27 protein-coding genes are annotated in these 25,038 nt (G+C 66.1%); 12 read left to right on the forward strand and 15 right to left on the reverse strand.

Going from position 1 to position 25,038, the window contains the following annotated elements; genetic code table 11:
• Window positions 1-75 precede the first annotated feature (75 nt).
• From HMPREF9710_RS28815 to flgA, 4 genes are all read right to left on the reverse strand, one after another.
• The gene (locus HMPREF9710_RS28815) at window positions 76-1,257 is read right to left on the reverse strand and encodes a GGDEF domain-containing protein (RefSeq protein ID WP_005665847.1); all 1,182 of its coding nucleotides are present in this window, start codon (window positions 1,255-1,257) and stop codon (window positions 76-78) included.
• A 251-nt stretch (window positions 1,258-1,508) separates the two neighbouring features.
• Entirely contained in the window at window positions 1,509-1,979 is a 471-nt protein-coding gene (locus HMPREF9710_RS09510; protein WP_005665848.1) for a flagella synthesis protein FlgN, read from the reverse strand.
• Window positions 1,980-1,982: 3 nt separating this feature from the next.
• A complete protein-coding gene (gene flgM / locus HMPREF9710_RS09515; RefSeq protein ID WP_005665849.1) occupies window positions 1,983-2,297 on the reverse strand; it encodes a flagellar biosynthesis anti-sigma factor FlgM in 315 nt (104 codons plus the stop codon).
• Window positions 2,298-2,414: 117 nt separating this feature from the next.
• Window positions 2,415-3,116 (reverse strand): flagellar basal body P-ring formation chaperone FlgA, encoded by a 702-nt coding sequence (flgA, locus tag HMPREF9710_RS09520; protein WP_005665850.1) that lies wholly within the window; start codon window positions 3,114-3,116, stop codon window positions 2,415-2,417.
• A gap of 168 nt (window positions 3,117-3,284) precedes the next feature.
• Between flgA and flgB the strand changes: the two genes are divergently transcribed.
• From flgB to flgL, 11 genes are all read left to right on the forward strand, one after another.
• Window positions 3,285-3,701, forward strand: coding sequence for a flagellar basal body rod protein FlgB (gene flgB, locus HMPREF9710_RS09525; protein WP_005665851.1), 417 nt, complete (start codon window positions 3,285-3,287; stop codon window positions 3,699-3,701).
• 9 nt (window positions 3,702-3,710) lie between these two features.
• Window positions 3,711-4,112: a flagellar basal body rod protein FlgC gene (gene flgC, locus HMPREF9710_RS09530; RefSeq protein WP_005665852.1), complete on the forward strand. Its 402-nt coding sequence runs from the start codon at window positions 3,711-3,713 to the stop codon at window positions 4,110-4,112.
• A 14-nt stretch (window positions 4,113-4,126) separates the two neighbouring features.
• Window positions 4,127-4,843 carry a flagellar hook assembly protein FlgD gene (locus tag HMPREF9710_RS09535; RefSeq protein WP_005665853.1) on the forward strand — a complete coding sequence of 239 codons (717 nt, stop codon included), beginning with the start codon at window positions 4,127-4,129 and terminating at the stop codon, window positions 4,841-4,843.
• Between the two features lie 39 nt (window positions 4,844-4,882).
• Window positions 4,883-6,433 carry a flagellar hook protein FlgE gene (locus HMPREF9710_RS09540; RefSeq protein ID WP_005665854.1) on the forward strand — a complete coding sequence of 517 codons (1,551 nt, stop codon included), beginning with the start codon at window positions 4,883-4,885 and terminating at the stop codon, window positions 6,431-6,433.
• 64 nt (window positions 6,434-6,497) lie between these two features.
• A complete protein-coding gene (flgF, locus tag HMPREF9710_RS09545) occupies window positions 6,498-7,238 on the forward strand; it encodes a flagellar basal-body rod protein FlgF (protein WP_005665855.1) in 741 nt (246 codons plus the stop codon).
• 64 nt (window positions 7,239-7,302) lie between these two features.
• On the forward strand, window positions 7,303-8,085 hold the full coding sequence (gene flgG / locus HMPREF9710_RS09550) for a flagellar basal-body rod protein FlgG (RefSeq protein WP_005665857.1): 783 nt from the start codon (window positions 7,303-7,305) through the stop codon (window positions 8,083-8,085).
• A 10-nt stretch (window positions 8,086-8,095) separates the two neighbouring features.
• Window positions 8,096-8,749: a flagellar basal body L-ring protein FlgH gene (locus HMPREF9710_RS09555; protein ID WP_005665858.1), complete on the forward strand. Its 654-nt coding sequence runs from the start codon at window positions 8,096-8,098 to the stop codon at window positions 8,747-8,749.
• 15 nt (window positions 8,750-8,764) lie between these two features.
• Window positions 8,765-9,877, forward strand: a complete 1,113-nt coding sequence (locus tag HMPREF9710_RS09560) for a flagellar basal body P-ring protein FlgI (protein ID WP_005665859.1) — start codon at window positions 8,765-8,767, stop codon at window positions 9,875-9,877.
• A 15-nt stretch (window positions 9,878-9,892) separates the two neighbouring features.
• Window positions 9,893-10,846, forward strand: coding sequence for a flagellar assembly peptidoglycan hydrolase FlgJ (gene flgJ, locus HMPREF9710_RS09565; RefSeq protein WP_005665860.1), 954 nt, complete (start codon window positions 9,893-9,895; stop codon window positions 10,844-10,846).
• A gap of 90 nt (window positions 10,847-10,936) precedes the next feature.
• On the forward strand, window positions 10,937-12,904 hold the full coding sequence (gene flgK / locus HMPREF9710_RS09570) for a flagellar hook-associated protein FlgK (RefSeq protein WP_005665861.1): 1,968 nt from the start codon (window positions 10,937-10,939) through the stop codon (window positions 12,902-12,904).
• 25 nt (window positions 12,905-12,929) lie between these two features.
• The gene (gene flgL, locus HMPREF9710_RS09575; protein ID WP_005665862.1) at window positions 12,930-14,153 is read left to right on the forward strand and encodes a flagellar hook-associated protein FlgL; all 1,224 of its coding nucleotides are present in this window, start codon (window positions 12,930-12,932) and stop codon (window positions 14,151-14,153) included.
• Window positions 14,154-14,167: 14 nt separating this feature from the next.
• Here the strand turns inward: flgL and HMPREF9710_RS09580 are convergent, their stop codons facing one another.
• Window positions 14,168-16,195 (reverse strand): AsmA family protein, encoded by a 2,028-nt coding sequence (locus tag HMPREF9710_RS09580; RefSeq protein ID WP_157225466.1) that lies wholly within the window; start codon window positions 16,193-16,195, stop codon window positions 14,168-14,170.
• Window positions 16,196-16,403: 208 nt separating this feature from the next.
• Between HMPREF9710_RS09580 and HMPREF9710_RS09585 the strand changes: the two genes are divergently transcribed.
• Window positions 16,404-17,366 (forward strand): bifunctional helix-turn-helix transcriptional regulator/GNAT family N-acetyltransferase, encoded by a 963-nt coding sequence (locus HMPREF9710_RS09585; RefSeq protein ID WP_005665864.1) that lies wholly within the window; start codon window positions 16,404-16,406, stop codon window positions 17,364-17,366.
• On the opposite strand, the gene HMPREF9710_RS09590 is transcribed toward HMPREF9710_RS09585, so the two are convergent.
• The 10 genes from HMPREF9710_RS09590 to fliJ form a co-directional block, all read right to left on the reverse strand.
• On the reverse strand, window positions 17,363-18,274 hold the full coding sequence (locus tag HMPREF9710_RS09590) for an alpha/beta hydrolase (RefSeq protein ID WP_005665865.1): 912 nt from the start codon (window positions 18,272-18,274) through the stop codon (window positions 17,363-17,365). The genes HMPREF9710_RS09585 and HMPREF9710_RS09590 overlap by 4 nt on opposite strands.
• 51 nt (window positions 18,275-18,325) lie before the next feature.
• Window positions 18,326-19,171: a flagellar biosynthetic protein FliR gene (gene fliR, locus HMPREF9710_RS09595; RefSeq protein ID WP_005665866.1), complete on the reverse strand. Its 846-nt coding sequence runs from the start codon at window positions 19,169-19,171 to the stop codon at window positions 18,326-18,328.
• A 7-nt stretch (window positions 19,172-19,178) separates the two neighbouring features.
• Window positions 19,179-19,448: a flagellar biosynthesis protein FliQ gene (gene fliQ / locus HMPREF9710_RS09600; RefSeq protein ID WP_005665867.1), complete on the reverse strand. Its 270-nt coding sequence runs from the start codon at window positions 19,446-19,448 to the stop codon at window positions 19,179-19,181.
• A 10-nt stretch (window positions 19,449-19,458) separates the two neighbouring features.
• Window positions 19,459-20,196 (reverse strand): flagellar type III secretion system pore protein FliP, encoded by a 738-nt coding sequence (gene fliP, locus HMPREF9710_RS09605; RefSeq protein ID WP_005665868.1) that lies wholly within the window; start codon window positions 20,194-20,196, stop codon window positions 19,459-19,461.
• Window positions 20,186-20,983, reverse strand: a complete 798-nt coding sequence (gene fliO / locus HMPREF9710_RS26530; RefSeq protein WP_229409759.1) for a flagellar biosynthetic protein FliO — start codon at window positions 20,981-20,983, stop codon at window positions 20,186-20,188. Before fliO ends, fliP begins: the two co-directional genes overlap by 11 nt.
• A gap of 83 nt (window positions 20,984-21,066) precedes the next feature.
• Entirely contained in the window at window positions 21,067-21,510 is a 444-nt protein-coding gene (fliN, locus tag HMPREF9710_RS09620; protein WP_005665870.1) for a flagellar motor switch protein FliN, read from the reverse strand.
• Between the two features lie 61 nt (window positions 21,511-21,571).
• A complete protein-coding gene (gene fliM / locus HMPREF9710_RS09625) occupies window positions 21,572-22,555 on the reverse strand; it encodes a flagellar motor switch protein FliM (protein WP_005665871.1) in 984 nt (327 codons plus the stop codon).
• Window positions 22,556-22,578: 23 nt separating this feature from the next.
• Entirely contained in the window at window positions 22,579-23,103 is a 525-nt protein-coding gene (gene fliL / locus HMPREF9710_RS09630; protein ID WP_005665872.1) for a flagellar basal body-associated protein FliL, read from the reverse strand.
• Window positions 23,104-23,302: 199 nt separating this feature from the next.
• A complete protein-coding gene (locus tag HMPREF9710_RS26535) occupies window positions 23,303-24,577 on the reverse strand; it encodes a flagellar hook-length control protein FliK (RefSeq protein WP_005665873.1) in 1,275 nt (424 codons plus the stop codon).
• A gap of 7 nt (window positions 24,578-24,584) precedes the next feature.
• Window positions 24,585-25,028 (reverse strand): flagellar export protein FliJ, encoded by a 444-nt coding sequence (gene fliJ / locus HMPREF9710_RS09640; RefSeq protein WP_005665874.1) that lies wholly within the window; start codon window positions 25,026-25,028, stop codon window positions 24,585-24,587.
• Window positions 25,029-25,038 lie beyond the last annotated feature (10 nt).

Below are 25,038 nucleotides of genomic sequence, written 5' to 3' on the forward strand. Positions count from 1 at the left end.
TCGTTCCCAATAGGAGGGGAGAGCGCCGGCACGTAGGACTTTCCGTGCAAGCTGGTCGGTCGTGCGGGGCGGGTCTTAGCCGGCCTGGCGCGGGCGCATCGGCTGCAACTGCGGCGCCAGCGCGATCACCTTGTCGCGGCCGGCCGACTTGGCCGCGTACAGCGCGGCGTCGGCGCGCGCCAGGGTCGCCTTGAACGGCTCGTCGGCCTGGGTCGCGGTCACGCCGATGCTCAGGGTCAGCGGGGCTTGTCCGGCATGGCGCTCCAGGGTGGCGGCCAGCTCGCGCAGCTCGGCCTGCAGCTTTTCGCCCACGGTGCAGGCCTGGGCCAGGGTGGTTTCGGGCAGCAGCACCGCGAACTCGTCGCCGCCCAGGCGCGCCATGCAGTCGGCCGCGCGCAGCGAGGCGCGGGCGCGTTCGGCCACCAGCTGCAGGGCGACGTCGCCGGCTTCGTGGCCGCCGCTGTCGTTGATTTCCTTGAAATGGTCGAGGTCGATCAGCATCAGGGCCAGCGGCTGGCCGTTGCGCCGGCTGCGCGCCAGCTCGCGCTCGGCGATGTCGAAGAAGGCCTTGCGCGACCAGGCGCCGGTCAGGTGGTCGTGGTTGGCGATGTACTCGGCCTGCTGCAGGATATAGCGGTGCATGGTCAACAGGCCGCCCAGCGTCAGCGCCGGCAGCGCCAGCGCGGCGGCGGTCAGGATCGCCAGGCTGGCGCTGCTCGGCTGCAGCAGCGAGCCGGGTGGTTCGGCCGCCAGCAGCAGCCAGGCCATGCGCACGGCGTGGCCCGCCACGACCAGGCCGCACATGAGCAGCACGAAGCGCTGCACCTTGTTCAGGGCGGCGGGCGCCAGCACGCTGCGCGCGATGTCGGCGCAGACGGCGGCCTGGAACAGCGAGGCGACGGCGCTGCGCGCGGCGAAGGAATCGAAGCGGTAGTGAAAGAGCGCGATCAGCAGGCCGACCGCGCCCACCAGCAGCGCCAGCGGCGCGAGGCGCGCCGGCAGGCCGGCCAGCTGGCGGTAGCCGGCCGCCAGCGCGGCGCCGGCGCCGGCATAGGCCATGTTCGCCACTTCATAGGCCAGCAGCGGCGGCAGTTCGCGCCCGAAGGCGTACAGCAGATTGCCCACCAGGCCCAGCACGGCCGAGGCCAGCATGGCGCGCATGCCCCGCACGTTCTCCGATCCCGCGGCCAGCAGGGCCAGGAAGACGAGAAAGCAGAGCAGGGCGGCGATCAGGAAGATCTGCTGGGTGGCGAGCATGTGACAGGCCTGTGCGCTCGGAGCGTTCAGATAGCAGGGAAATTTCGGTCGTTAGCGGCAAAACGCCGTCGTTCCCGCGGAGGCGGGAACCCAAGGTCTTAGCGCAGCCACGGTAGGTTGAAGACTGCGGCAGCTCATGCATACTTGGGTTCCCGCCTTCGCGGGAACGACGTTTTGGTGTTCGTTGCCGATGGCGTGAGGCGGTATTATGCCCTTGAAAATTTGCCGGCGGGAATGTTTATGTCGGCTTTTCAGCCAACGACATACCGCTTCGACGCCCCCAGCCCCACGGTCTGGCCGCTGGCGCCGTAGATCGCGCCGGTCGGCGCATTGGTGGGGGTGCGCAGGGCGTTGAGCACGCCCTGGTTGTGCGCCAGTTGCTTGCTGATCAGCATGCCGTTGACGCGGTTGAGTTCTTTTGCTTCGCGGGCCACGTCCAGCATGCGTTCCCATTGTTCCCGCGCGCCGCCATCGTCGCTGGCGGCCAGCCATGGTCCCATGCCCGCTTCCGATCCCTCGCATCCGGCTGCCCGCAGCGCCGCGTGGCGCTGTTGCGACAGGTTCGACAGGCTGGCCAGCAGGGCGTTCTTCTGCGTGGTCAGGCTGGACAGTTCGTCGGCGTCGAGCGCGACCAGGGATTGCTGTTCCTGTTTCATCAATGCCACGAGGGCGTCGAGGTGCTGGTGTTCGGCTGCAATGGTCTGGGTCGGGCTCGGAGTCATGGTTTAGCGTTGTCTTGAATGGAGCAAGTCGCGTACGGTTTCTAGCAAGCCGTCCGCCACTTTCTCGGAGTTGACTTGGAACTGGCCATCGGCGATGGCCATCTTGATGCGTTCGACCTTCTTCGCGTCGAACACCTGCGCGCCGCCGCCCACCGCATTGGCCATGGCCTGGCCCTGCGAGGACAGCCGCACGCTGTCGGTCTGCGCCTGGGTCGTCGGCGCCGTCGTTGCGGCCTTGTCGGCGCCACGCGCGGTATTCGTCTGCGTGGTCGCCGGCTGGAGGCCGGGGTTGCCCTTGAGCGTATCGTTGATTTTCACAGCATCATCCTTCTCGGTTCGAAGCTACAAGCTCCGGGATCTGCTTGATGTAACGGCTGCGCCTTTACAAACTTTAGCGATCGAGCACGATTTCGATGCCGCGAAAATCACATTTCTTTACAGAACTATTTCCACCATCCCGCCGTTGCGCGCCAGGCCGCTGACGACGGTGCCGGACTGGGTGCGCACCTGCACCACCTGGCCGTCGCTGGCGTTGTTGATCGCCTTCGCCTCGCTCGTGACCGAGAAGTTCGAACCGCGCGATACCAGTCGTACCGCCTGGCCCTGCTTGATCACCTGCTGCGCGCGCAAGGTATCCGTGCGCAGCGCGGTGCCGGCCGGCAGCGAGATGGTCGGGGTGCGGCCGATCGCCTGCGCCATGTCGGTGATGATGCCGTTCGGCATGGCGGCGATGTCGGCCTTCACCAGCACCAGCTGGGACGCGTCCAGCGGCTGGCCCTGGGCCAGCGGCACGGCGGCGGCGACGTAGTCGGCCACCACGCTCACCTGCGCCTGCAGGTACAGCGACCAGGCCGGGGCGGTGCAGCGCACGCCCACCGTGGTCTTGCCCCAGGGGCGGGCGCCGGGTTGCAGGAAGGCTTCCGGCGCCGGGCAGGCTGGCAGGCTCAGGCGTGGGTCGACGCCGCCGACCTTCACCGTCACCTGGCCCGGCAGGCCGGCGCTCTGGGTCTTCAGGAACTGTTCGGCGACCGCGCGCAGGCCTTCCGGCTTCTGGCGTCCGGCGCCGGATGTCTGTTGCGCCTGCGCGCCGCCGAACACGAGGGCGAGCAGCGAAAAGGCGACAAGTTGCTGTTTCATCGGGATTCCAGTCGATGGGAGAATCGGAATGCTGCCATCTTAGGCCCAATGATTCCGTAGCGAAACATTGAATAGCGGGGGATTTTTACCTCCTTATCCGTCGATTGGTGTTGCAGCCTGGTCCGTATCATCGCTTCTGTCCTAACCAGCCCAAGACCCGGAGGCAGCATGATCGGCAATCTCGACAACTACCTGCGTTTCAATGAAACCGCACTGTCCCTGCGCTCGCAGCGCCAGGAACTGCTGGCGTCGAACATCGCCAACGCCGACACGCCCAACTACAAGGCCCGCGACATCGACTTCGCCAGCGCCCTGCAGAATGCGATGGCGGGCGGCAAGAACGCCGGCGCGATGAACACCACCAATAACAGCCACATCCCGCGCGGCGCCGCCACCGGCGACACCCTGGCCAACGGCACCCCGGTGCTGTACCGCGGCGTGGTGCAGGGCAGCGTCGACGGCAATACCGTCGACATGGACGTCGAGCGCAACCAGTTCGCCGACAACGCGCTGCGCTACGAGGCCGGGATCATGATGATCAACAGCCAGCTGAAGGGCCTGATGACGGCGCTGCAGAGCCAATAAGGACTGACGATGTCGCTATTTAATATCTTCAATGTGTCGGGCTCGGCGATGAGCGCCCAGGCCCAGCGCCTGAACACCACCGCCAGCAACCTGGCCAACGCCGACAGCGCCACCTCGCCCACCGGCGAAGCCTACCGCGCCAAGGCGGTCGTGTTCGAGTCGGTGCCGACCGCCTCGGGCGCCACCGGCGTGCGCGTGCGCGAAGTGGTCGAAGACCCGTCGCCGCTCAAGCAGGTCTACGATCCCAAGCATCCGATGGCCGACGACAAGGGCTATGTAGCGATGCCTAATGTAAATGTGGTCGACGAGATGGTGAACATGCTGTCGGCCTCGCGCTCCTACCAGACCAACGTCGAAACCATGAACGCAGCCAAGACCATGCTGCTCAAGACCCTGACCATCGGCCAATAACCTTCCTATCTACCATGACCAGCCCGATCAGCTCCCAGAGCCCGACTTCGAATATCGCCGACCTGCAGGCGGCAATGAACGCCAAGGCCAAGACCGAGACCGACAGCGTCCAGGCCGACACCGACAAGTTCATGACCATGCTGGTCACCCAGCTCAAGAACCAGGATCCGCTCAGCCCGATGGACAACGCGCAGATGACCAGCCAGCTGGCCCAGCTGCAGACCGTGACCGGCGTGAACAAGCTCAACACGACCCTGGAGTCGCTCAAGGCCAGCTACCAGTCGACCGAGTCGCTGCAGGCCACCCAGCTGATCGGCAACGGCGTGCTGGTCGAGGGCGAAGACATCCTGCTGCACAAGAGCCAGGCGATCCTGGGCGTGGAGCTGGCAACCCCGGCCGACAAGGTGCAGGTCGTGGTCGTCGATTCCAAGACCGGCAAGGACGTGGCGTCGCTGGAACTGGGCGAGCAGGATGCCGGCATCGTGCCGATCGCCTGGGATGGCGTGCCGGACGCCACCAAGGTCGACGCCGACGGCAAGCCGATCGTGCTGCCCGACGGCGCCTACACCTTCCGCGTGATCGCCAGCCGCGGCGGTGAAGTCCTCAAGGATGCCAAGACCCTGTCCTTCGACAGCGTCGCCAGCGTCACCACCGGTGGCAAGGATGGCGTCAAGTTGAACCTGCCGGGCAAGGGCGCTGTCACCCTGGCCGATATCAAACAAGTCATGTAAGCCGAGCCGCTTACTCTACCCTTATTCAGGAGTACTACCATGTCTTTCCAACAAGGCTTGAGCGGCTTGAATGCTGCAGCTAAATCGCTCGACGTTATCGGCAACAATATCGCCAACGCCAGCACCGTCGGTTTCAAAGGGTCGACCACCCAGTTCGCCGACGTCTATGCGAGTGCGCTCAACGGCGCGGGCGGCACCCAGGCCGGTATCGGCGTCAAGGTCGCAGCCATTGCCCAGCAATTCACCCAAGGTAATATCGAAACCACGAACAATCCGCTCGACATCGCCATCAACGGTTCCGGTTTCTTCCGCGTCGAGCAGGCCGGCGTGGTGCAATATTCGCGCAACGGCCAGTTTTCGCTCGACAAGCAGGGCTATATCGTCAACCCCCAGGGCGCCAAGCTGACCGGTTACGGTCTCGGCGCCAACGGCCAGCTGGCCGCCGGCGCGCCGGTGCCGCTGCGCATCGACACCTCGGACCAGCCGCCGAAGGTCTCCACCAAGGGCCTGATCCAGCTGCAGCTCGACTCGCGCTCGACCGCGCCGGCCAACTCGCCGTTCGACCCGAGCGACCCGACCACCTACAACAAGCAGGTGCCGATGGCCGTGTATGACACGCTGGGCAATTCGCACACGCTGTCGACCTATTACGTGCGCGACAAGGACAATCCGGAGGTCTGGAATGTCTACGCGTCGAAGGACGGCACCGAACTGAACGCATTGGCAGCCGTCGGCGTGACCCAGACCGACGAAGCATCGGTCGAGGCAAACGCGACGTGGACCACCGCCAACAACGCGGTGCCGAAAGACGCGACCGCCGTTGCTGGCGCGGCGGCCGGGTATGCGCGCGCCGCCGCAGCAGCGATCGCGGCTAAGGCAGGTGAACTCGATGTGAAGTATGCGGCGTCGGGCAATGCCGCCGAGGTCAGCGCAGCCGCGCTCGCCGCAGCCGCGGTGCCGGGCGCGACCCCGGCCGACATCGATGCCGCGATCGCCAAGGAACTCAAGATGGAAGGGCAGAAAGTCGGCTCCCTGGTATTCAATACCAACGGCTCGCTGAACATGGCCGAAAGCGGCAACTCGGACGGCAAGAACGGCAAGTTCGACTTCGTCATCCCGGTGGTGCCGTCGACCGGCGCCGAGTCGGTGCTGAATGTGCAGATCGATTTCGCCGGCACCACCCAGTACGGCACCGCCACCAGCGAAAAACGCATCGAGCAGGATGGCTACAAGCCGGGCGCGCTGCAGCGTTTCACCACCGGCGCCGACGGCACCATCCTGGGCCAGTACAGCAACGGCCAGACCAAGGCGCTGGGCCAGGTCGTGCTGGCCAACTTCACCAACCCGAACGGGCTGGAACCGCTGGGCAATAATGCCTGGGCCGAATCGGCCAACTCGGGCGTGCCGCTGATCGGCATCGCCGGCACCGGGGGGATGGGCGTGCTGCAGTCGAACGCCACCGAAGCGTCGAGCGTCGACCTGACCGCCGAACTGGTCAACATGATCACCGCGCAGCGCGTGTACCAGGCCAACTCGCAGACCATCAAGACGCAGGATTCGGTGATGCAGACGCTGGTCAACCTGCGTTAACGACTGGATATGCCGGCGGTGGGTAAACCACCGTCGCACCACCGCAACAAACAAAGGACCGACCATGGACCGCCTGATCTACACCGCCGCCTCCGGCGCCAAGCACATCCTCGAACAGCAGGCCACGACCTCGAACAACCTGGCCAACGTCAGCACCACGGGCTTCCGTGCCCAGCTCGACGTGTTCCGTTCGGCGCCGGTGCAGGGTCCGGGCCTGCCGACGCGCGCCTTCGTGGTCGACTCGACCGCCGGCAACGACTTTTCGTCGGGCGCGTTGCAGGTCACGGGCCGCGACCTGGACGTGGCGGTGAAGGGGCAGGGCTGGCTGGCGGTGCAGATGCCGGACGGCACCGAGGCGTATACCCGCAACGGTTCGCTGCAGATGAGCCCGAACGGCGTGCTGACCACGGCGTCGGGCCAGACCATCGCCGGCGAGGGCGGTCCGATCACGATTCCGCCCGACGCCACCGTGACGGTCGGCGGCGACGGCACCGTCTCGACCATCTCCAACGTCGATTCGCCGGCCGCGCCGGCCGTGCTGGGCCGCCTGAAGCTGGTCAATCCGCTTGACGCCGACCTGGTGCGCGGCGACGACGGCCTGTTCCGCCTGAAGGATGGCGGCAACGCCCAGCTCGACCCCAATGTGCGGGTGGCGGGCGGCGCGCTCGAGGGCAGCAACGTCAATCCGGTCGATTGCATGGTCGACATGATCTCCCTGGCAAGGTCGTTCGACACGCAAATGAGCCTGTTGAAGAACGCCGAGAATAACGCCGCAAAAGCGACCCAGATCCTCGCTTTGAATTGATAGTTGCCCCGGCATAATTCTATTGTGCGTGGCGGTGTTCGCCTGCCACCAATAGGAGAATGCCATGATTCGTTCGCTGTACATCGCCAAGACCGGTCTGGAAGCCCAGCAGACCAACCTGGACGTCATTTCGAACAACCTCGCCAACGTCAGCACCAACGGCTTCAAGAAGTCGCGCGCCGTGTTCGAGGACCTGCTGTACCAGAACGTACGCCAGCCAGGCGCCCAGTCGTCGCAGCAGACCAACCTGCCATCGGGCCTGCAGATCGGCACCGGTGTGCGCACCGTCGCCACCGAGCGCATCCACACCCAGGGCAACCCCCAGCTGACCGGCAATGACAAGGACGTCATGGTCAACGGTCCCGGCTACTTCCCGGTCCTGATGCCGGACGGCACCCAGGCGTATACCCGCGACGGCTCCTTCCAGAAAGACCAGAACGGCCAGCTCGTCACCTCGAGCGGCTTCGTGGTCCAGCCCGCCATCACCGTGCCGGCCAATGCCGAATCGATCAGCGTCGGCCGCGACGGCACCGTGTCGGTCAAGATCGCCGGCGAAACCGCGATGACCCAGATCGGCGCCCTGCAACTGGCGACCTTCATCAATCCCGCCGGCCTCGAGTCGCGCGGCGAGAACCTGTACGTCGAAACCACCTCGTCGGGCGCACCGAACCTGAACGTGCCAGGCACCAATGGCGCAGGCAACCTGATGCAAGGGTATGTCGAAGCGTCGAACGTCAACGTGGTCGAAGAAATGGTCGCCATGATCCAGACCCAGCGCGCCTACGAGATCAACAGCAAGGCGATCACGACTTCCGACCAGATGCTCCAGAAACTGTCGCAGCTCTAATCCAGTCCTCATGAAAACCCTGTCTCTGTCCTTCCTCGCCGCGGTGGCGCTGCTTGCCGGTTGCAACACCGCGCCGACCACCATCGTGCAAGGCCCGACCAGCGCCCGTCCGATGCTGGTCGACACCACCCCAGCCACCGACGGCGCCATCTTCAACGTCAACAGCTACCGCCCGATGTTCGAAGACCGCCGCGCGCGCCACATCGGCGACCTGCTGACCGTGAACATCAGCGAGCGCACCAGCGCCACCAAGACCGGCGCCAGCTCGGGCAACAAGACCGGCAGCGCCAGCTTCACCGCGCCTGGCCTGCTGGCCGGCACCATCGGCGCCGGCGTCGACCTCGAGTCGGGCACCAAGTATGCCGACGGCGACAACCAGAGCGCCTCGAACAATTTCAGCGGCACCATCGGCGTGACCGTCACCGAAGTGCTGCCCAACGGTAACCTGATCGTGGCCGGCGAAAAGCAGGTCGCGATGAACAAGGGCACCGAGTTCATCCGTTTCTCGGGCATGGTCAGCCCGGACACGATCCAGGCCGGCAATACGGTCTCGTCGGCGGTGATCGCCGATGCGCGGGTCGAATACCGCACCAACAGCCGTCTCGACCGCGCCGAGGTGACCTCGATGCTGTCGCGCTTCTTCCTGTCGATGCTGCCGTTCTAATTTAAAGAGTCATTCATGCGTAAGATCACCGTCTTCATGCTGCTCGCCGCCGCGCTTGCGGGGACTGCTCCAGTGGCCCAGGCCGAGCGCCTGAAGGACCTGGCGACCATCGCCGGCGTGCGCCAGAACCAGTTGTCGGGCTACGGCATCGTCGTGGGCCTGGACGGCACCGGCGACCAGACCACGCAAACCCCGTTCACCGTGCAGTCGATCAAGGCGATGCTGCAGCAGAAGGGCATCAACCTGCCGGCCGGCGTCCAGCTGCAACTGAAGAACGTGGCGGCGGTGATGGTCACCACCTCGCTGCCGGCCTTCGCCCAGCCGGGCCAGACGCTGGACATCACCGTGTCGTCGATCGGCAACGCGAAAAGCCTGCGCGGCGGCACCTTGCTGATGGCGCCGCTGCACGGCGCCGACGGCCAGGTGTACGCGATGGCCCAGGGCAGCCTGGTGGTCGGCGGCGTCGGCGCGCAAGCCCCGGGCGGCGGCGCCCAGGTGCAGGTCAACCACCTGTCGGTGGGCCGCATCTCGGGCGGCGCGACCGTCGAGCGCGCGGTGGCGTCGAACCTCGGCGCGGACAACCAGATCCGCCTGGAACTGAAAGAGACCGACTTCGCCACCGCGGCGCGCGTGGTCGAAGCCGTCAACGACCAGTTCGGTCCCGGCGTGGCGACCGCCCTCGACGGCCGCGTGGTGCGCGTGCGCACCCCGTCGTCGAGCGACCAGCGCGTGGCCTTCCTGGGCCAGCTGGAACAGATCGACGTCAAGCAGCCGCTGGCCTCGGCCAAGGTGATCATGAATGCGCGCACCGGTTCGGTGGTGATGAACCAGGCCGTGATGCTGGAAAACTGCGCGATCTCGCACGGCAACCTGTCGGTGACGATCGGCGCCGACACGCAGGTGAGCCAGCCGAATCCGGGCACCCTGGGCGCCACCGTCGTGACCCAGAATCCGAGCGTCGAGATCAGGAAGGAACCGGGCCAGGTGCTCAACGTCAAGGGCGGCGCTTCGCTGGCCGAAGTGGTGAAGGCGATGAATTCGATCGGCGCCACCCCGCAAGACCTGCTGGCCATCCTGCAGGCGCTGAAGGCGTCCGGTTCGCTGCGCGCCGAACTTGAAATCATCTAATTCATTGAGCCACGCATGATCGCCTCGCGCCTCTCCAACGACCAGACCGCCAAGCTCGCGCTCGACACCAACAGCCTCAACGGCTTGCGGCAGAGCGCGAAGGATGGCTCGCCGGCCGCCCTCAAGGAAGCGGCGACCCAGTTCGAGGCGATGTTCATCAATATGATGATGAAGAGCATGCGCGACGCCACGCCGCAGGAAGGTCTGATGGACAACCAGCAGACCAAGACCTTCACCACCATGCTCGACCAGCAGATGAGCCAGAACCTGGCCAAGCGCGGCGTCGGCCTGGCCGACGTGCTGGTGCGCCAGCTGAGCTCGCAGCAGATGGGCCAGCAGGCGCTGGCGATCGGCGCCGACGGCGTGAGCGCCGGCGCAAGCACCGGCATGGGCACGCGCGGCCTGCCGGGCGCGATGAATGGCGCCGCCATGTACCAGAACAGCGCCGGCACGGAAGGCGCCGGCAAGGCGCCGGCGCTGCCGGCCACGCTCGAGAATGGCCGCACCCAGGCGCCGCACGTGCGCGCCTTCCAGGAAAAGCTGCACGAGCACGCCCACGCGGCCGAGCAGAGCACCGGCATCCCGGCCAAGTTCATGCTGGGCCAGGCCGCGCTCGAGACGGGCTGGGGCAAGCGCATGATCAAGAATGCCGACGGCACCAGCAGCAACAACCTGTTCGGCATCAAGGCCGGTCCGAGCTGGAAGGGCAAGGTCGCCACCGCCGTGACGACCGAGTACGTGAACGGCAAGCCGCAGACGAAAGTGGAGAAATTCCGCGCCTACGATTCGCCCGCCGATTCGTTCCGCGACTACGCCAGGCTGATCGCCAACAATCCGCGTTACGAAAAAGTCATCGCCAGCGGCGGCGACGCCGAAGCCTTCGCCAAGGGCCTGCAGCGCGCCGGCTATGCGACCGACCCGAATTACGCGGCCAAGCTGACCCGGTTGATCAAGAACTCGCTGGCCTGAAGCGCTGGCCCAGAAAAATGTCGTTACAAATGACCGTCAAGTTTTTCCAAAAGCTGCCGTAGACGGACTTGTTAAAGAGAGAAAAAAGTCATGAGTAGCCTTCTCGCCATCGGTAAGACCGGCCTGTACGCAGCCCAGGCGGCCCTGTCCACCACCGGCCACAACATCACCAACGCCAACGTGGCCGGCTACAGCCGCCAGGTGGTGGTGCAGGCCACCTCGGCCGCCCTGAACACCGGCGTCGGCTTCATGGGCACCGGCACCCAGATCGCGCAGATCAAGCGCTACAGCGACGACTTTTTGAACACGCAGGTGCGCAACGCCCAGGCCAGCAGCAGCGGCCTGGAATCGTATTATTCGCAGATCAAGCAGATCGACAACCTGCTGGCCGACACCACGTCGGGCCTGACCCCGGCGATGCAGGGATTCTTCAAGGGCGTGCAGGACATGGCCGCAAACCGCGCCTCGGTGCCGTCGCGCCAGGCCATGCTGTCGAACGCCGAATCGCTGGCCACGCGCCTGAACGGCCTGGATGCGCGCCTGGGCGAGATCCGCGAGGGCGTCAATTCCGAGATCGAGTCGAGCGTCACCGCGATCAACACCTACGCCCAGCAGATCGCCAAGCTCAACGAGCAGATCGGCAACTATGCCTCGTCGCCCCAGCGTCCGCCGAACGACTTGCTGGACCAGCGCGACCAGCTGGTGCTCGAACTGAACAAATACGTCAAGGCCTCCGTGCTGCCGGGCGATAACAACAGCCTGACGGTTTCGATCGGCAATGGCCAGCCGCTGGTGGTGGGCCAGGATTCCTTCCAGCTGGCGACGATGCAGTCGCCGACCGACCTGACGCGCCTGGAAGTGGGCTACCAGGTCGGCAACAAGGTGTCGGTGCTGCCCGACGGCGCGCTACCGGGCGGCAAGCTGGGCGGCGTGCTCGATTTCCGCAGCAACACGCTGGACAAGGCCCAGAGCCAGCTCGGCAAGATCGCGATCGGCCTGGCCTTCGAGTTCAACCGCCAGCACGAGCTGGGCCTGGACCAGAACGGCGAGCCGGGCAAGGCCTTCTTCAACGAAGCGCCGGCCTACGTCGGCAAGAGCGTCAACAGCTCGCGGCTGAGCACGTCGGAACTGACGGCCAAGGTCGTCGATCCGTCCAAGCTGACCGACAACGACTACGAGGTCAAGTTCTCCGAAGGCCGCTACCACGTGGTCAGCCTGCCGGACCGCACCTCGGTCGGGTCGGTCGAGCCCGATGCCGACGGCAACGCCACCTTCGAGGTCGGCGGCGTGGAGATGAGCTTCTCGAAGAGCGCGCGCGAGGGCGACACCTTCCTGGTGCGCCCGACCATCAACGGCGCGGCCGACTTCAAGGTGCTGGCCACCGACGTGTCGCAGATCGCGGCCGCGGCGCCGGTCCTGAGCAAGGAACCCTTGACCAACACCGGCAGCGGCAAGATCAGCGAAGTCAAGGTCGAAAAAGAATTCCTGGACACGCCGCCCACGCTGCCGATCACGCTCACGTTCAATGCTGGCGCCGGCGACGAGCCCGGCACGCTGACGGGTTTTCCCGATGGCGAGCCTGTCTACAGGGTGGACGACAAGGGCGAGAAGACGCTGATCGAGGGCGACGTCCAGTTCGAAAATGGCGCCACCTACAGCTTCGGCGGCATCACCGTGACCATGACCGGCGCCCCGGGCGGCGGGGACAAGTTCGAGATTGCCGACAACAGCAGCGGCGTCGGCGACACCCGCAACATCGCGGCGCTGGGCGAGCTGCAGACCAAGAACATCTTCAACGGCGGCACCGCGACCATCCAGTCGTCGTACGCCCAGATGGTGAGCGAAGTCGGCAACAAGACGCGCGAAGTCCAGATCAATGCCTCGGCCAGCAATGCCCTGCTGGCGCAGGCGCAGGGCGCCCAGGCCGACGTCGCCGGCGTCAACCTGGACGAGGAAGCCACCAACCTGATCAAGTACCAGCAGGCCTACCAGGCGGCCAGCAAGGTGATGCAGATCGCCGGCACGATCTTCGATTCGCTGCTGTCGATCGGCCGCTAACGCCTGACCCCGAGCAAAGACCATCATGCGCATCAGTACCCTGAACCTGTACAACACTTCGACCAACCAGCTCAACAACCTGCAGTCGGCGCTGGCGCGCACGCAGATGCAGCTGTCGACCGACCGCCGCCTGTTGACCCCGGCCGACGATCCAGTGGCGTCGGCGCGCGCGCTGGAGGTGACTCAATCGCAGAACGTCAACGCCCAGTTCGCCACCAACCGCAGCAGCGCCAAATCGTCGATGGGCTTCGTGGAATCGGCGCTGCAGAACGCCGGCGACCTGCTGCAGGAAATGCAGCGGCTGACGGTGGATGGCGGCAATGGCGCCATGCTGCAGAGCGACCGCGAGAAGCTGGCCACCGAACTCGAGGGCCGCCTGGCCGACCTGCTGGGCGTGGCCAATACCGCCGACGGCGCCGGCGGCTACCTGTTCTCGGGCTTCAAGACCACCACCCAGCCGTTCACGGCGACGCCGACCGGCGCCGCCTACCAGGGCGACTCGGGCGTGCGCCAGCTGCAGGTGAGCGAGTCGCGCAAGGTCCCGCTGTCGGCTTCGGGCAGCGCCGTGTTCGAGTCGATCCCGACCGGCAACGGCACGTTCCAGACCAAGGCCGATACCGACAATACCGGCGCCGCCATCATCTCGTCGGGTTCGGTGGTCGACCGCAAGGGACTGGACGGCAGCAAGTACGAGATCGTGTTCGACGTGAGCGCGGACACGCCGCCGGTGACCACCTACTCGGTGTACCGGACCGATCCGAGCAGCGACGAGCCCCTCCAGGAAGGCGTTCCCTACAAGGAAGGCCAGCAGATCGCCTTCGGCGGCATGGCGATGGACATCAAGGGCGTGCCGGCAGCCGGCGACAAGTTCAGCGTCGAGCCGAGCCAGAAGCAGTCGGTGTTCACCACCGTGACCGACCTGATCAAGACGCTGCGCATGCCGGGCGACGGCGCGGCAGGCAAGGCGGCGCTGACCAACCAGCTCAACTCGGCGCTCGACAACCTCAAGAACGCCCACGACAACGTGCTGACCGTGCAGGCCTCGGTCGGCGCCCACATGAACGAACTCGACTACCTGGACAGCGCCGGTTCCGACCTCGACATCCAGTATGCGACCACGCTGGACGACCTGCAGGGCCTGGACACGGTCAAGGCGATTTCGGACTTCTCCCAGCAACAGCTGACGCTGCAGGCGGCGCAGATGTCGTTCAAGACGATGTCGGGGCTGTCGCTGTTCAACGTCCTTTGATTAACGCCCGGTGATCAGCGCGCCGCCACCGGCTTCGGCGGCGTCTTCGCATTCACTTTCGGCGGCTTGGTCGCCTCCCTGATCTCGGCGCCGCAGTTGGTGTCCGGCGCCTTGTCGACGTTAATCAGCGGCAGCAGGGCGGCCAGCGGATTCACGGTGGCCAGCGCCACGGCGGCCCCGGCCTTCAGCGCCAGCGGACCCGCCTGCGGTCCGACCTTCGGCTCGGTGAAGGTGCCGCGCGCATACAGCGGCGTGCGCAGCGACAGCACGCGCGCGCCCTTGGTTTTCGGCCGCACGTCCAGGTCCAGGCGTTCGCTGGCCAGGTCGACGTAACCCGACATGTTCACCACCGCATCCTCGCTGTCGAGCACGAAGCGGTCGATGTTGGCGCGGCCATTGCGCACCGTGGTCTGGGCCGCCACGCAATTGAGCATCATCTGCTTGTCGCCGAAGATCTTGACGAAGATGGCGTTGGCCACGTTCAGGCCGGCCAGTTCGAGCATGAACTGGCTGACCGTGCCCTCGGTGACGACGGCATTGATTTCGCCGTGCGAGGTGCCCAGCATGGCCGCCACCGTATTGCCCTTGCCGGCCAGCACGCCGTCGCCATTGACCTCGCCGAAGCTGGCCTGCATCGACTGCAGCTTGGGGAACAATTCGCGGATCTTGAGGCCGCGCGCCGCCAGGCGGGCCCCGGCGTCCAGCGTCTTGCCGCTACCGTCGAGGCGGATGTTGGAGGTGATGCGCCCGCCCGCCATGCCGAAGCTGAGCGGGGTGAGGGTGAGCACCTTGTTCTTCATGCGGATGGTGGTCTCGAGGTCTTCCAGCGGAATGTCATGGGTGCGCACGATGCGCTTGCCGGAGAATTTGACGTCGGCATCCAGCGCTCCCCACTTCTCGGTATTGAACCCTTCCACCGGCAAGGCCTTGCCGGGCGGCGGCGCCTTGATGCGGCCCGCTTCCTTGGTGCCGGCGCCGGTGTCGGCGCCGACGGTCGGCCCCAGGTCGGCCAGGCGCAGTTGCTTGGAGGTCAGGGCGCCGCTCAGGAACGGGCGCGGCTTGCGCTGGGCATAGGTCAGGGTGCCGGCGAGGTCGCTGGCGCCGACCTTGCCGGTGAAGTCTTTATACGTGAAGCTCCAGAAGTCGCCGTCCTTCTTGCCCAGCAGTTCGCCGCGGGTCGAGTAGGGCGGGGTTTCCGGCAGCAGCACGCCGGTCAGGCCGTACAGGTCGGCCATGCTGGCGCCGGCCAGCTCCATCTTGAGGGCGAAGCCGGACGGCGAGCGCGGATCGCGCACCACGCCGCGCAGGCCGAGCTTGTTCTGGCCGGCGCTGGCCTCGGCCTCGATCGGGAAGGTAATGTCTTCGCCGGTCAGCGACAGCACCGCGCCGGCCTTGCCGCCGCCCGTGATCTTCGCCTTGTTGTAGGTGCCCGACAGGGTGAAGGCCAGGCCGTACGGCGGCACGCCCGCGGCCGGCGCAGGCTGCTGGCCGTCGATCGTGCGCGCGTCCGCGCGCAGGTCGATGCGGAGCGGCTCGTCCGCATAGCGCAGCTTGCCGCTGTTGAAGGACAGGCGCTGGATGTCGACATTCCACTGTGACGGGCCGTTGTCCTTGAAGGTCCAGGAGTTGCGGCCATCCTCGAGCCGCTGCACGGCGATGTCGGGGGCCGCCAGGCGCAGGTCGGTGATGACGACGTCCTTGCGCAGCAGCGGCAGCACGTGCAGGCCCACCTCGACGCGCTGCGCCCCGGCCATTTGCGGGCCGACCGTGCTCCAGGTCGGGTTGCTCATGGTGACGTCGTTGGCGCTGATGTACGGGCGCGGCACGTAGCGTCGCCAGCCGCGTTCGCTGTCCAGTCCGCGCTGGAACTTGACGTCCAGGTCGCCCCGGATCGCGAATTCACGGCCCGTGGTTTCCGATACCTTGCGGTTGATATACGGCCGCAGCATATTCCAGTCGAACAGCAGGAAGAAGAGGATCACGATGACCGTGATTCCAAGCAGGATCCAACCGACGATCTTGAGAGGTCTAGATGTTTTCATGTCGATAGCGGCCACATGCATGGCTTGGTGGAGGCGCTACGCCCTAGGATGTTCAGGCTACCCCTGCCGTGCGCTTTTGTTTGTTGGCTAAGTAGCATTACGGGCCAAAAGGTGGCGTTTCAGGCATGCGGCATCGAAGGGGGAGAAGCGTTGACGATCTGGTTGGCATGAATATACACTGTTATATATCGCGTTATGGAGATTGCCGATGTCGGATTTATTGAAAGAGCTGGGCCCGACCTTCCTGGGCAGCCGCCTGAAGCGCCTGGGCGAACGGATGCAGGCGGGGGCCGCCAGGGTCGCATCGGATGCGGGCTTGCCGGTGCAGCCGGCCCACATGCCGCTGCTGGCCGCGCTCGACGGCCAGGCGCTGACCATCGGGCAACTGGTCCAGGTGGTCGGCGTCAGCCAGCCCGGCATCACGCGCGGCATCGGCCAGTTGGCCGACCTGGGCCTGGTCGAGTCGCAACAGGACAGGGACGGCGATGGGCGCCAGCGCACCATTTCGCTGACTTCCGAGGGCAATGCCGTGCTGGCGCGCGCCAAGCTGTATGTGTGGCCGCAGATCGGCGAGGCGGTCAAGACCTTGTTCGGCGGCCGGCCTGAAGAGTTCATGGAGCAGATCGCCGCCATCGAGGCGGCGCTGGCGGAGCATTCCATCGATGCGCTGGCCGCGCGCTCGACGCCGCAACTTCTCACGATCCACGAGTTCAGCGACGAGCTGGCAAGTCACTTCCACGACATCAACGCCGAATGGATCAACGCCATGTTCAAGCTCGAGGCGACCGACCGCGAGGTGCTGGAAAATCCGCGCGCGAAGATCGTCGACCCGGGCGGCGCGATCCTGTTCGTGGAAGCGCGCGGACTGGGCATCGTCGGCACCTGCGCGCTGCAAAAGACCGGCGCGCGCAGTTTCGAGCTGACCAAGATGGGCGTGCGCGAAAGCGCGCGCGGCCTGAAGGCCGGCGAATTCCTGCTCGAGGCGATGATCGCCCGCGCCATGGGGCTCGGGGCCGAACCGCTCTACCTGCTCAGCAACGCCCGGTGCGCCGCCGCCATCCACCTGTACGAGAAGCTGGGTTTTGAACACGACGCCGGCATCATGGCGGACTACGGCGCGCGTTATGCGCGCTGCGACGTGGCGATGCGCTACCGCGCGCCGGCGCGCTAAGCGAGGAAAAACTCCAGCCCGCGCGCCATGGCCGGGAACATCGCCGAGCCATGGTTTTCATGCGCCAGCAGGTGGAACCGGACCCGTGCCAGCGTCCGGTCTGCCTGCAGCCGGTCGGCGAGCTCGCGCGCCTCGTCGACCATGCGCCGCCTGGCCGCGACCGCCTGGCGGCCTTCCAGCGCGGCGCCGTTCGCCGCCGGCTGTTCCAGCTCGCCCACGGCCAGCATCAGGGAGGGTTTCGACGGCAGGGACGCAAGGCGTTTGGCGAATCCCTCCATGCCCGCCAGCACCGCGCGTTCGCCATACCAGATCGACGGGCTGGCCGCGAGATAGGTCTGGAACATGGCGGGGCGGGTGAACAGCGCGTGCAGCGTGCACAGGCCGCCGTACGAATGCCCGTACAGCGCCTGGCGCGCCGGGTCGAGCGGCGCCAGCGTCGCCACCAGCGGTTTCAGTTCTTTTCCGATAAAGTCGAGGAACAGGTCGGCGCCGCCTTCGGTCGCCGGTCCCGCCTTGCCGGTCGGCGGCGTGTAATCGCGGCCGCGCGCGCTGCTGTAGGGCTGGTCGCCGGCATAGCCGATGCCGACGATTACCGGTGGCGTCTGGCCGGTGACGCGGCTGCGCACGCCGGCGCTGCGCGCCATGAGCGTCAGGGTCGGGAAGGTGGCGTTGCCGTCCAGCGCATACAGCACCGGATGCCCCGCGGCGGGCGCCGCGCCGGGCGGCACGGCGACGAAGATGCGGTAGTGCTGGCCGGTGATGGCGGATGTCAGGTCATGTTGCCGGGCCAGCGGCAGGGTGGCGGTCTGCCACCCTTCGGCGGCGCGCGCCAGCGGCGCGGCGAGGCCGGCCAGGGTGGTAACGGCGGCGGCGCCGAGCAGGCGGCGGCGAAGCAGGGAATCGGGCATATGCAACAAGATGAATGAGAATTATTCTCATTCTAACCTTGTTTCCTGTGATCAGCCAGGCGCCGGCACCACCGGCGCCGGTTGCGCCGGCGCCGCTCCCGCCGCTCCCGGCTGTGGATTGCCGGCGCGCGGCAGCGACCGGGTGGTTTCGATGCCCTGGTTGAACAGGTTGACGATCGGCGCGCTGAGGTAGGGCAGGGCCAGGCTCAGGGTCAGGAAGCCCACGCCCAGCGTGATCGGGAAACCGATGCCGAAGATGTTCAGCTGTGGCGCGGCGCGCGTCAGGATGCCGAGGGCGACCTGCGTGATCAGGAGGGCGGCGATGATCGGCATCGCGATCTGCAGGCCGGCCGAGAAGATGCGTCCGCCCCAGCGCGCCAGTTCCAGCGCCGCGTTGGACGAAAACGGCGTCTCGGTGATCGGCATGGTGACGAAGCTTTCGGCCAGCGCCTCGAGCAGCACCAGGTGGCCGTTCACGGCCAGGAAGGCCATGGTCGCGACCAGGGCCATGAACTGGCTGATGGCCGACGAACGTCCGCGCGTGCTGGGATCGAAGAACATGGCGAAGCCCAGGCCCATCGTCTGGCTGGCCACCTCGCCAGCGTACTCGACGGCGGCGAACACGAGGCGCATGGCGAAGCCCATCGCCAGCCCGATGATCATTTCCTTGACCAGGATGAGCAGGCCCGCCCATGACGTGGGATCGGCTGCCGGCACCGCCGGCACCAGCGGCGCGATCACCAGCGCCAGGAACACGCCGAGCAGGACCTTGACGCGCAGCGGTACGCCGGCGTTGCCGAACAGCGGCGCGGCGGCGATCAGCCCCAGGATGCGCGACAGCGGCCACAGCAGGGCGGCGATCCAGGCGTTGATCTCGACCGAGGTCAGCGTCAGCACGCGGGCCTTACCCGATCAAGCCCGGAATCCCGGTGAACACCTGGCGCATGTAGTCGAGCATCACCGACAGCATCCACGGCCCGGCCACCACCAGGGCGACGAACACGCCGACCAGCTTCGGGATGAAGGACAGGGTCGCTTCGTTGATCTGGGTCGCGGCCTGGAAGATGCTGATGATCAGGCCGATGATCAGCGCCACCAGCAGCAGCGGGGCCGAGATCATCAGCGTCACTTCCATGGCCGTGCGGCCCATCGTCATCACGCTTTCGGGTGTCATGGCCGCCTCCTCAGTAGAAACTCTGGGACAGCGAGCCCAGCAGTAACTGCCAGCCGTCGACCAGCACGAACAGCATCAGCTTGAACGGCAGGGCGATGACGGCGGGCGACATCATCATCATGCCCATCGCCATCAGCACCGACGCCACCACCATGTCGATGATCAGGAAGGGGATGAAGATCGCGAAGCCGATCTGGAACGCCGTCTTCAGTTCGCTGGTGACGAAGGCCGGAATCAGGACCCGCAGCGGAATGTCTTCGGGCCCCTGCAGCGCTTCGGAACGCGAGATCTTGACGAACAGCGCCAGGTCGGACTGGCGCGTCTGCTTGACCATGAACTCCTTGAGCGGCACCGCACCGCGGTTCATGGCATCGGTCATCTGGATCTCGTTGCGCTGCAGCGGCAGATAGGCCTCGCTGTAGATGCGGTCGAACGTCGGTCCCATCACGAAGAAGGTCAGGAACAGCGCCAGCCCCACCATCACCTGGTTCGGCGGCGCGGTCTGGGTGCCCAGCGCCTGGCGCAGCAGCGACAGCACGATGATGATGCGGGTGAACGCCGTCATCATCAGCAGCGCGGCCGGCAGGAAGGTGAGTGAGGTCAGCAGCAGCAGGGTCTGGACCGGCAGCGAGTACGACGTGCCGCCGCCCGGCGCCGGGCTGCTCTGGAATGCCGGGATGCCGGGCTGGGCCGCCGCGATCAGCGGCAGGGCCAGTGCGCCGGCCAACAAAAGGTGTTTAGCTCGCATTGCGTTTGTCGATCGTCTTCTTGAGCCAGTCCGAGAAGTGATTGGCCGGGAGTGCGCCGTGGGCGGCGGTCGGGGCCAGTTCGCCTTCCTGGCGCGGCATGGTGTGCAGGGCGTTGACGCGGCCCGGCGCGGCGCCGACCACGATCCACTGGTCGCCGACTTCGACCACCATGATGCGTTCGCGACCGCCCAGGTTCAGGGCGCCGACCACGCGCAGGTTGGCGCTGCCGCCGCCCATCTTGGGACCGAAGCGTTTCATCATCCAGGCCAGGCCGGCCAGCAGGCCGAGCACCAGCGTCAAGGCCATGATGGTCTTGAGCAGGCCGCCCGCGCCGGGGCTGGCGGTGGACGAGGTGGGCATCGGGGCGGGCATCGACACACGCGGGGCTTCGCTCAGCGGCGCGGGGGACGTGGGCGACACGGGCGCAGTGGCGACCGGCGGGGTGGTATCGGTGGTCGCGGCGGCATCGCCCGGCAGCGGGGCGGTCGGCGGGGCTGTCGCGGTGGGCGTGGTCGCCGGGGCCGGCACGGCCGGCGCAGGTGGACGGCCGGTGGTAGTTTCGCCGGGACGGCGCGGGGTTTCGGCGTCCTCGTGGGCGGCCGGGGCCGGCGCGGTCGAGGTGCCGGCCATGCTGGCCGGCGTCGCCGGCTTCGAGGTGGTGTCGGTGGTTTGCTGGGCGAAGGCCAGGCAGGGGGCGAGCAATAACGAGGCGGTGAAGGCTCGTAGGGTGGGCGGCTTCGCCGCCCACGCGTCCAGCCAGCGCACGCACAGCCCCTTGTGTGGCAAGAAGACGTTCGTTGAACGCGTGGACGGCAAAGCCGTCCACCCCACGGCAGGGAAGTGATCAGAGGCAGGGGCGCGCGGCAGGGTCATTTATTCAGTTTGCGAATCCGTTCAGATGGCGTGATGATATCAGTGAGTCGGATCCCGAACTTGTCATTCACGACCACCACCTCGCCCTGGGCGATCAGGCAGCCGTTGACCAGCACGTCCATCGGCTCGCCGGCCAGGCCGTCCAGCTCGACCACCGAGCCCTGCGCCAGTTGCAGCAGGTTCTTGATGGCGATCTTGGTGCGGCCCAGTTCCACCGTCAATTGCACCGGGATGTCGAGAATGAAGTCGATGTCGTTCGGCGTCTCGTTGCGCGCGCCCTTGTTCGAGAAATCCTTGAACACGGCGGCAGCCGCGGCCGGGGCGGTCGCCTGCTGCTGTTGCTGGCGCTCGAGCGCCGCGGCTTCGGCCGCGGCCTGCTCGGCGATCGCCGCGCCCCAATCGTCGTCGATGTGGTCCTGGTCTTCCTGGTTGTCCGACATGGTGTTCTCCTGTATTGCTTCTTGCTTCGGCCGGCGCCCTGCGCCTGGCCAATCATATCGATTACTTGCTGAAGGTGTCGCTATTGGCGAGCAGCTTCTCGACCTTCAGCGCATATTGCCCGTTGTGCACGCCGTAACTGCAATCCATCACCGGCACGCCGTCGACCGTGGCCTGCAGCATGTCGGGCACCACGATCGGGATCACGTCGCCGATCTTCATGTTCAGGATCTCGTCGAAGTTCGCCTTGCCGTTGCCCAGCACCGCGACCAGCTCGACCTCGGCGACCTGGATCTGTTGCGTCAGCAGGCGCACCCAGCGCTTGTCGACTTCCAGCGCCTCGCCCTGGATGCTCGAGGTCAGCGCGTCGCGGATCGGCTCGATCATCGAGTAGGGCATGCAGAAGTGGATCTGGCCCGACACCGAGCCCAGCTCGACCGTGAAGGTGCAGGACACCACGACTTCGTTCGGGGTCGCGATGTTGGCGAACTGCGTGTTCATCTCGGAACGGATGTACTCGAACTCGATCGGATACACCGGCTCCCACGACTTGCCGTAGGCCTCGAACACGATGTCGAGGATGCGCATGATGATGCGCTGCTCGGTCTGGGTAAAGTCGCGGCCCTCGACGCGGGTGTGGAAGCGCCCGTCGCCGCCGAACAGGTTGTCCACCAACAGGAACACCAGGCCCGGATCGAACACCATCAGGGCGGTGCCGCGCAGCGGCTTCATGTGGATCAGGTTCAGGTTGGTCGGGACCACCAGGTTGCGGATGAACTCGCTGTACTTGGAGACCCGCACCGAGCCGACCGAGACCTCGGCACTGCGGCGCAGGAAGTTGAACAGGCCGACCCGCAGATACCTGGCGAAACGCTCGTTGATGATCTCGAGCGTCGGCATGCGGCCGCGCACGATGCGCTCCTGCGTTGCCAGGTTATAGGTGCGTACCCCCGAGGTGTCTTCAGGCGTCGCAATGTCGTCCTGATCGCCGTTGACCCCTTTTAAGAGGGCATCGACTTCTTCCTGTGAGAGGAAATTATCGGCCATGTTTCTTCGTGTTTACTGAATGCTTACTGGATGATAAACGAAGTGAATAATACGTCGGACACTTCCTGTTCGTCGCCATGTTTCTCGAACGGCTCGGTGATCGCCGCCTGGATGTCGGACGCCAGTTGCTGCTTGCCCTCTACCGTATTGATTTCGGACGCTTTTTTGCTCGACAACAGGAGCAGCACGCGGTTGCGCACGATCGCCATATTGTCTTTTACCATGGTCGCCTGTTCGGCGCCGTCGACCTGCAGGGTGAACTGTACCTGCAAATACTGCTCGCCGTTCTCGGGCTGCAGATTGACGGTGAAGGCCTCGATCGGCACGTATTCCGGCTTGGATTCCGGATCTTTCTTTTTCTTCTTCCTGGTTTCCTTGGCCGGGGCTTCTTCTTCGCCATGGGCGGCCGAGGACTGGCTGAAATACCAGCCGCCGCCGGCGCCCGCGCCAAGCACGAGGATCGCGGCGAGGATCATGATGATGAGCTTTTTCTTCGAGCCGGCCGGCGCCGCTGCTGCAGCCGCGTCCGCTTTCGGATCAGCCTTCATTTTCGGATTCGCTTTCAAAATAGGTCTTCAGTGCTGGTTAATGGGTACAACATTATGGCATTGTCGCGGAAAGATGCACCCGGGCAAGCCTAGAAAAGAGGGAGGAAGAGGCAGTAAATCCGGAATTGTTGCAGGCGCGCGATGACGGAATGGAAAAGGGCGGCCGTCGGGCCGCCCCTTGCGCGCCGTCCCGGCCGGATTACGCGAACAGGTCGACCATTCCGCGCTCGCCCAGGCCCACGGTGCGGGTGCGTGGCGCGACTTCGTTCACTGCGGGCTCGCCCTCGTTGCCGGCGCCAGCGCCGGCCAGGTTGCCATTGGCGCCCGTGCCGCCGGACGCACGGCGTTGGTCATCCTGCTGCTGCTGGCGTGCGCCGGCGTCGACCGTCGCGTTATTCAGGGCGATGCCGCTCTCGCTCATCATCTCGCGCAGGCGCGGGAGGGCGTTTTCCAGGGCCTGGCGCACTTCCAGCTGCTCGGCCGAGAAGGCCACGCTGGCCTGGTCGTTGCTCACGTTGAGCACGATCTGGACCGGGCCCAGGTCGGGCGGGTTCAGGGTCAGGGTGGCGGCCTGCTCCTTGCCGACCATGTAGACGATGCGCTGGCTGACCTGGTTGTCCCAGGCCTGGCTGCCCACCCGGGCCGGGATGCGGTCGCCCGGCACGGCGGCCGGGTTGCCGACCGCGTCCGCCATCTTGGCGGCCTGGGCCTGCAGCTGGGCCAGCGGGGCCGGGGCTTCCTCGACCGCCGTTGCCAGTTGCTGCTGGCTTTCGCGCAGCTGGGTCTGGAACTGGGCGGCATCCTGCTGACCTTCCGGCAGGGCGCCGGCCTGGACCTGGGGCGCGTTCGGGTCGACCGGGGCACGCTGCACGCCGGCGGCCAGCGAGACGCCTTTGCCGAGCTCGTCGGTGACGGCGGCGCCGGCCGCGGCGTCACCGGCCGCGCTGCCGGCCGCGCCGGTCATGTGCTCCAGCGCGCTTTCCAGCGCCTTCGATTGCAGGTCGCCGGCAGCGGCCGCGTCGAGCGGCACGGCAGCGGCGTCGGCGCTTGCGGGCCTGGTCAGGCTGGCCATGAAGGCCAGCATGTCGGTGACCGGCGTCGTGGCCGCGGCGGCGGCTTCGGCCGCGCCGGATTCTTCCGCGCCCTCGGCGGACGCGGTCTTCGCTTCGCCTTCGTGGCTGGCCGGCTTGACGCCGGACTTGGTCTGTTCGCGCACCGGCTCGCGGTTGGTGGGCTTGTCGGCGGCATTCGGTTTCGATTGCTGCTGCGCGGCCGGCTTCGGCTGCTGGGCAGCCGGGGTCGGCGCCTGCGGCTGCGGCGCCTGCTGGCGCGCCGCCAGTTCGCGCGACAGGGTGGCGCCGAAGGCGCCATTGTTGCGTGCGCTGTCGGCCAGCCGGTCCTGACTCGCACTGCGTGGCGCGCTGGCATTGGCGCCCGTGGTCTGGAACAGGAGATTCGTGGTCTGCGTCGTCATGATTCGCTCAGCGTTGTTTGTAGCGGGCGCCACGCGCCGCGTGGTCGTCCATCAGTTTCTGGTCGCGCTTGTTCTGCACCTTGAGCGCTTCGCTCGCGGCGCGTTCGTTCAGCGTGCGATACGACAAGCGCTTGCGTTCGCTTTCCTGCAAAGTCTTGCGCTCGGATTCCGCCTTGAATTGGGCATGCTTCAACACGTCGCGCTGGCCATTCAAGGCATTGTCCAACTTGCCAATAAAGGCAACGAAGTTGTGGTACGCGAAAGGCGTGATGCCGGCCACCTGGGCGGCATCGAGCTTGCGCGCATATTCGTCGCGGTAGCCGACCAGCATTTCCAGCTTCTGTTCGGCTTCCTCGACCAGTTTGTTGGCCGCGCCCAGGCGCTTGGCGGCAGCATCGGAATCCTTCTGCGCCAGGTCGATCAGTGTTTCAAGTGCGGATAATTGGGCCATGGTGCAGCGA

This window comes from Massilia timonae CCUG 45783 (assembly GCF_000315425.1).
Lineage (GTDB): Bacteria > Pseudomonadota > Gammaproteobacteria > Burkholderiales > Burkholderiaceae_D > Telluria > Telluria timonae.